This window comes from Brachyspira catarrhinii (assembly GCF_005518285.1).
GTDB classification, from domain to species: domain Bacteria; phylum Spirochaetota; class Brachyspiria; order Brachyspirales; family Brachyspiraceae; genus Brachyspira; species Brachyspira catarrhinii.
Map to the genome: position 1 here is coordinate 1 of NZ_SJDU01000083.1, position 7,425 is coordinate 7,425.

The 7,425-nt window shown below is 29.6% G+C and carries 8 protein-coding genes and 1 pseudogene; 6 read left to right on the top strand and 3 right to left on the bottom strand.

Annotation, left to right across the window (positions count from 1 at the left end; all coding sequences use genetic code 11):
- The first annotated feature begins 255 nt into the window (after positions 1 to 255).
- From EZH24_RS04625 to EZH24_RS04650, 6 genes are all read left to right on the top strand, one after another.
- The gene (locus EZH24_RS04625; RefSeq protein WP_336596088.1) at positions 256 to 861 is read left to right on the top strand and encodes a lysophospholipid acyltransferase family protein; all 606 of its coding nucleotides are present in this window, start codon (positions 256 to 258) and stop codon (positions 859 to 861) included.
- Between the two features lie 5 nt (positions 862 to 866).
- A complete protein-coding gene (rarD, locus tag EZH24_RS04630; protein ID WP_137997950.1) occupies positions 867 to 1,709 on the top strand; it encodes an EamA family transporter RarD in 843 nt (280 codons plus the stop codon).
- Between the two features lie 89 nt (positions 1,710 to 1,798).
- Positions 1,799 to 2,455 carry a hypothetical protein gene (locus EZH24_RS04635; protein ID WP_137997951.1) on the top strand — a complete coding sequence of 219 codons (657 nt, stop codon included), beginning with the start codon at positions 1,799 to 1,801 and terminating at the stop codon, positions 2,453 to 2,455.
- Positions 2,456 to 2,465: 10 nt separating this feature from the next.
- Positions 2,466 to 3,158, top strand: a complete 693-nt coding sequence (locus EZH24_RS04640) for a hypothetical protein (protein ID WP_137997952.1) — start codon at positions 2,466 to 2,468, stop codon at positions 3,156 to 3,158.
- Positions 3,159 to 3,242: 84 nt separating this feature from the next.
- Positions 3,243 to 3,758, top strand: a complete 516-nt coding sequence (locus EZH24_RS04645) for a ferritin (RefSeq protein ID WP_137997953.1) — start codon at positions 3,243 to 3,245, stop codon at positions 3,756 to 3,758.
- A 210-nt stretch (positions 3,759 to 3,968) separates the two neighbouring features.
- Positions 3,969 to 5,537 carry a hypothetical protein gene (locus EZH24_RS04650; protein ID WP_137997954.1) on the top strand — a complete coding sequence of 523 codons (1,569 nt, stop codon included), beginning with the start codon at positions 3,969 to 3,971 and terminating at the stop codon, positions 5,535 to 5,537.
- A gap of 1 nt (position 5,538) precedes the next feature.
- On the opposite strand, the gene EZH24_RS04655 is transcribed toward EZH24_RS04650, so the two are convergent.
- From EZH24_RS04655 to EZH24_RS04665, 3 genes and pseudogenes are all read right to left on the bottom strand, one after another.
- Positions 5,539 to 6,390, bottom strand: coding sequence for a glycosyltransferase family 2 protein (locus tag EZH24_RS04655; protein WP_137997955.1), 852 nt, complete (start codon positions 6,388 to 6,390; stop codon positions 5,539 to 5,541).
- Complete coding sequence (locus tag EZH24_RS04660; RefSeq protein ID WP_137997956.1) at positions 6,391 to 6,948, bottom strand: carboxymuconolactone decarboxylase family protein; 558 nt, start codon at positions 6,946 to 6,948, stop codon at positions 6,391 to 6,393. It abuts the gene before it with no gap.
- Between the two features lie 70 nt (positions 6,949 to 7,018).
- Positions 7,019 to 7,393: pseudogene (locus EZH24_RS04665) on the bottom strand (DUF4405 domain-containing protein); the annotation flags it as partial.
- Between the last annotated feature and the right edge of the window lie 32 nt (positions 7,394 to 7,425).

Below are 7,425 nucleotides of genomic sequence, written 5' to 3' on the forward strand. Positions count from 1 at the left end.
AAACACATTTTAAGTCCTTTTTTTAGTATTTTTAATTAAATAATTATAGGGAAATGTTACAATAATTCGTTAAAAAAGTCAAGTTTAAATTTGATAATTTTTATTTTCTATAATAAACTTTCTTTTATGATTTTTACGATATTTTATTTTTTAATAAACATTATATTTACCATATTAAATTTTTTAGCGGTATTTATTTTATATATTTTTGTCAGACCTTTTAGCAAAAAAAAATCGATTATTATAAGTCATTCTATTTCAAAATTTTGGGCGAGAGGTTTAATGAAAACCGCATTTATAAAATTCGATTTGGAGAATAAAGAAAATTACGATTCAAAAAAAGTATATTTGCTTACTCCAAACCATCAAAGCGCGTTCGATATTTTCTGCTGTTTTTGTATATTCGAAGGTTTATACGCTTTCGTTTCAAAAGACGATTACGGAAAAGTCCCAATGGTGGGCTTTGGAATGAGGAAGGCAAATTATATTTTTGTTAAAAGAGGAACTGTCGGAGCGGCAAAATCAATAGAAGACATCGAAGAGAGATTAAATAACAAAACGAGCGTGGTTTTATATCCCGAAGGCACGAGAAGTAAAACGGGAGAGATAAATATGCCGAAAAGAGGAATTTTAAAAATAGCCGAAAAATGCCCCGATATTCCAATTTTGCCCGTAGTCATTTACGGAACTAAAGATATAATGAAGGCTAAAAGTTTTAAGATAAATCCGTTTAGAAAAATTAAAGTTAGATTTTTAAAACCATTTTATTTTAAGGACATCGAAGGAGACGAAAATTCTAAATTGAAATATTGGCATGATATTATGACAAAAAATTATAACGAATTAAAAAACGAGAAATAAAAATAATGAATAATAAAAAATCAATCGTTCTTGCAGCGTCCGCTTATATTTTATGGGGACTTCTTCCTATATATTGGAAAACCGTTCAAAATTTCGATTCGGCTTTCGTTTTGGGAATGCGAGTGATAACGACTTTTATATTTACTTTAATCATAATAATTTATAAAAAATCAAAATTATATCGAGGCAAGAAAACTTTGATTCAAACGATAATCGCGGGAATATTGGTTGGAATCAATTGGTATTTATATATTTATACGGTTAACTCGGGAAATGTTTTGGAAGCGGGACTTGCCTATTATATATGTCCGATTTTAAGCATTTTTATTGGAATAGTTATTTTTAGAGAAAAGAAAAAACCTTTGGAATATTTGGCTATAGTTTTAATGTTTATCGGAATGATTTATCAGACAATCAGCTTGGGCAAACCTCCGATTATGGCTTTCTGTATAGCTTTGACTTTTTCAATATACGGAATATTAAAAAAATTTTCGGTTTATTCTGGCTGGGAGAGTTTATTTTTGGAAACTTTTGCAATAATAATTCCTTCTATAATAATCGCTAAAATTTATTTTCCGCAAAATTCTCAACCGATTTCAAAATGGATAGCTTTAATGTTTGCTGGAATTGCCACGGGAGTTCCTTTATATTTATACGCAAAAGCGGCAAAAGGGCTTCAAATTTCTATGCTCGGATTTTTGCAATTTTTAGTTCCGTTTATGGCGACTATTCTCGCAATATTCGTTTATAAAGAGGAAATTAATATTAACAGAGCGATAACTTTAGGAATTATAATTTTGGCTTCGGTGATTTATATTGTTTCTATATTTAAGCATTCTAAAAATTAGCTTTATATATTCCGATTATTTTACTATTGACTTTTTGAAAAAATTTATTAATATTTAATATAAGCTATGAATTAAACGGAGACTAAATAATGAAAAAAGTATTTTCTATAGCGCTATTAATATTTGGAATATATTCTTATAATCTTAAAGCGGCTAGTTTGTCGATGGTATTTTTAGGACAATTCGCGTTAAGCGGAGCTTCCTCAAATAAATCCGTTCCGTCAGATTTTAGAGATTTTGATGCTGGATTTTCTTTTTTAATCGGAGCGAATCAAAGAATCGTAAATACAATATCCGCGTCCGTCTTGGCGGAAATCGGATATTATCATGATTCCTACGATTTCAAACATAATATAAACGGAAATAGAATAACAGAAAATTATCAGCTTGACAGTTTTCTTATAGGAGCGTTTGGCAAATTTCATTTTTCATTTTTCTCTTTGGGAATAGGTGGAGGAGCAAAAATTCCAACTTCTGCGTTATATAAAAAAGATAAAAATAAATACCGTTTAAGTCGAGGAGATTTACAAGATTTATTTCAAAGCGCCATTATTCCTTATATAAAGGCTTCGCTTGATTTCAATGTATTTAATAATATATTAATCGGTTTGTATGTTAATTATGATTTCCCGATTAAATTTCAGCAAAATAATTACATGGATAATATTATAATAAATAAAAATTATATGACGGGATTCGATATAGGACTTCAATTCGGATATTTTTTGAATTTTGAAAATAAATAGGAGATTTTTTATGAATAATATTTTAAAAAACAAATTAGTTATAATTTCGGTTATATTCGCTCTTTCATTTGCAAAGTTAAACGCTGCAAATTTCGTAATCGGTTTTATGGGACAGTTTGGAGCGAGCGCCGCGACTACGGAGAAAGGAAAAATATTCAATTCGGATTTCAGAGAATTTGAAAATTCTTTTTCCGTTCAACCCGGCATTTTTTTCTCATATTACGATACCATATCTTCCGCTATATTTTTGGATATAGGCTATAGCAAAGACAGATACGAATTTAGGCATGGCGAAAGCGAAAATCGAATAGTTGAAAATTTTAGCTTGAATAATATTTCTATAGGACTTTTGCCAAGAATAAATTTTGGATTTTTATCTTTGGGAATCGGCGGAGGAATCAAAATTCCGCTTTCGATGATATATTCAACCGAAGGACAATATCGATATTCCGATAAATACAAATTAGACTTCGGAGATGTTAGAGACGCTTTAACGGAAATTTATTATCCTTATCTCAAGGCTTCCGTAGATTTTTTAATCAAAGGAAAAAACAGATTTATGATGACGCTCGGAGTTTATGCGAATTATGATTTTCCATTTAATTTGAAAAATGACGGAATTTTGGATATGGCAATAAGCAGAAGAAATATCGCTTCGTTTGATATAGGATTTCAAATAGGCTTGTATTTTGTAAGTTTATAAATATAAAATTTATATTGCTATTGAAATATTTATTCTTTTAACATATAATTAGATTAATAAAACATTACTAACAAAGGAGATTTTATGCCTATAATTTCAGAAGAAACTATTAAACTTCTAAACAATCATTTAAACGAAGAGCATTACTCGGCTAATCTTTATTTCAATATGGCTGGTTGGTGTTCAAAACAAGGATTAAAGGGATGCGAAGCTTTTTTAAACAATCACTCTGCCGAAGAGCATACGCATTTGGAAAAACTCAACGACTTCATTAAAAAAGTTGACGGACAGCCTATTATGGGAGCTATGAAAGAACCAGAACATAGTTTTTCGTCCGTTGAAGAAGTTTTTGAAAAAATTGTTAAGCATGAACAACATATAACTTCTTTAATCAAAAAGCTCGTAGAGAAAGCTATGGACGATAAAGATTATATAACTTTAAAATTTTTAGATTGGTTTGTAAACGAGCAACTCGAAGAAGAAAATTTATTCAACGACATTATGGATAAAATTAAAATTCTTGGCGAGTTGAAAGGCAGAAATTTATACGAATTCGATAAATTCATGGATAACTTGGATAAAGAAGAACATAATAATTAAAAATACTTCTTAATAGACGGCGTTATATTTTTTATTGATTAAATAATATGACGCCGTTTTATTTTTATTTATTATTTATAGATTGTGAAGATAATTGAAATAAAGTCTTTCATCAAAATATATAGACAACCTATAACTTAAGTTATCGATTGATTTTCAAAAAGAATTCAATATAATATAAACTAATAAAAAATTAAAAAAGGAATTAAAATGAATTCTCAAAAAACTTTAATTTATATTTCGGCTATTCTTTTGATTTTATCGATTTTCTTAACTATATTCAATAGAATTTACGCATTCCCAAAAGCTGGAGCGGATTTTGTAGATTTCATGACGCATTTTTACGACATGAAACAATTTTACAAAAAAGGAGAGATTCCAACGACTGGCGCAAGATTTCAAATGGGACCATTAACCGAAGAAGTCGCTCCGAGAGTTCCTGGCGGATTTTTCTATATTCATTATTTATTATGCTACAAATTGGCGGGCGAAAATCTCGAAATTGCGCGAGTGTTCAATTTTATAACTATGTTTATTCCCGCTTTGATATTTTTATTTTGGATTTATAAAAGATTCGGTTTTTCAATCGCAAGTATTTTGTCGTGTTTGGTTTTATTCAATATTTATTTCGTTTATACGAATAATATTTTTTATAATCCGAATATAACTTTGTCTTTATCGTTTTTATTTTTAACTCTATTTGGCGAATATATAAATATATATGAAGAAAATCATTCTTTAAATATTCCCGCGATGATGTTTTTTCCATGTTTGGCTTTAATGGGACAAGCTCATTTTGGCGTTTATTATGGAATCGTCCCAACCGTGATAATTTATTTGATTATAAGATTTAAATCGACATTAAAAAATATAAAATCTCTTTTAATCGGCGTATTTTTGTCGTTTTTGACATATTTGCCTTATTTGGTTTCGGAGATAAAAAACGGATTTGCTAACACGAATAAAATGCTCGATTTTTCGGTTAATAGCGATTTGAGAGAAGTTTTTCCTTTTCCGCAAGTTCATTCTTTGTTTATGTTTCCGACAAACGAATTTTCCGTAATGTATGCGGCGAATAATTTTAAGAAGATAATGGATTTTTATTTGAACGATAATCCTTATTTTATATTTACTTTAATTATTTTAGTTTTGTCAATCGTTTTAATTTTGACTGCTTTTATTTACTGCGCTATAAAATTTTTCAAAAACAAAGAATACAAATTTGAAAATGGCGCAAACGATAAAAGTTTATTTTTAATCAAAGAATTATTTTTATTATTTTTGCTTTATTTTCCAGTAACGATTTTTATAACGATTATCGGCAGAGGAATAGCGGGACAATTTAGATATCATTTCGGAGCTTTCGCTTTGTCTTTTGTTCCGATGATTTATTTTCTTTATAATTTGAAAATTAATTTGAAGTTTAAATATTTAAATTATATTTCCATTTTTTATATATTAAGCGCGATTGCCATGACTTTCAATATAATAATATTCTATAAAAATTATCAAGAGCCTTACAGATGGAGCGATTATATTGACACGGTTCAAAATATCGCAAAAGATTCAAACGGAGAAAAATTTATTATAGAAAACGGAAATCAATATTTTAGTCAAATGGGTTTCGTTTATGCAGACAAATGGGACGAAGTTCAAAGTAACGCGAATATTATTTATTATTTATACGAATCAAAAAACATTACGAATTTGAATTTAGAAATAATTTCAAGCAACGGAATTTATACGGTTTATAAAGAAATAATCAAATCCCAAAACTGATTTATTTCTTCTCATAAACGCTTTCTTTTTTCGATATATTAAATTTAGCGAGTATGAAAACGCAGCCTCTTAAAAACAATAAAAAATACATTGAAATCGTAAGCAAAGGATGAGCGAATAATTTTTTCCATTTTCCTTTTTCGATAAACACTCCGATATAACGATAATAAAATCCGAATTGTTTTTTAGTCGTTTCGTCAAATCCCCATTTCTTAAAATAATTGTCGAAATTGGAAGCGTAATAACTTTTCTTTATAATATATTTTTTGAGATTATGATTTTCATGATGATATAAAGGAGATTTAATAATTGCCGTCCCCCCCCCCCCCGTAGCTTTCATTCTTCTGTCAAAATCCCAATCTTCCGTTCCGTTAAGCGAAGTGTCGAATCCTCCTATTTTCAAAAAATCCTCTTTTCTAAAAAATCTAAGTCCGTCAATTACGGTTGCGTTATAAAACGAACGTTCAAAATTTCTCACTTTATTAAAAAATCCTTCTCCAAAAATTTTCTCGGGAATATAAATCGCTTTTATGTTTTCGTTATTTTCAAATATTTCAACGCATTCGTTTATAACATTTTCCGATAATGTCATATCCGCGTCCAAAATTCCTACGATTTCTCCCGAAGCTTGCTCCACTCCGTAATTTCTTTGAGCCGAACGTTCGGGACCTTTTAAGAAAGTTTTCGCTCCTAAAGATTTTGCAACTTCTACGGTTTTATCGGTCGAATAATTGTCGACTAATATTATTTCAATTTCTCCGCAGTCTTTAATATAATTAGAGTTTATAACCGATTTTATGCAGTCGGCTATAAACTCTTCGGCATTTTTTGTAGTTATTACTATACTAACCATTTATTTATTTTTTGCTCGCCAAGTTTCTTTTTCAAATTCGCCCGCGATTGGAACTAACGAATCGTCCAAATCTATTTTCAAAACGGCGTTGAAATTATTCGTAGCCATCATTTGAGCCGCAAAACCCACTATAGTCACAATCTCCGAATCTGAAAAATGTTTCTTCAAATTATTGATTAATTCGTCCGAAACGGCGTTCGGGTCTTTTACCATTTGCATTCCGAGTTCGGATAATAATTTTTCTTTTTCGTCCAATTTAAGATTTTTAGGGTCGTCTCCGATTGCTTTCAAATCTCTTATAAAAAACAAAGAGCATAACATACATCCGTTGGTTGTGGAAACCGAATGCGCCAATATCATAGCCGCTCTTTTTCCTACGATTTCAACGAGCCTTCCGAAAGAAGTATACCAACCCATGAAAGCGTCATAAGTGGCATAGTCGTTTAGTAGCGCTTTTTTCATGTTGGTTACGCTTCCGCTTTTTTTTATCTGTTCGTCAAAGGCTTCTTTTACTTTTCCTTGAGCTTCTTCGTATTCTACATATTTTACTCTTGCCATAAAAACTCCTTTTAGTTTTAAATTTTTGTTTTTATTTTTTCAATTAATTATAAATTATAAAAAAGATTTTTCAAGCATTTATTTTATTATTTAATTTATTTCTTTTTTGCGATAATTTTGAAGAATAATAAGTCACAAATATAAAAAATCCCATAATCGCCAAATAATCCAAAAAGAAAAATATAATCGCCTCGTCATAATCAAAAAAAGCGTAGTCGATAAGAAGAAACATTTTCTCGTATAATCTTCGTTTTATAAAAGAAAATATTCCGTAAAGCGCAATCAATATTCCCAAAATATTTATTAATATTCTTAAAATAACCGCTTTAATTTTTCTTAATTTCATCATACCGATAAACATTCCCCAATGCATTCCTATATGAGCCGAAATAAAAACAAATCCCCAAGAAGCCGAAAGCATATGAAGTCTGCGATTAAACATTCCTCCTCCGCCCAACTGTTTTTTCTAGATAATAG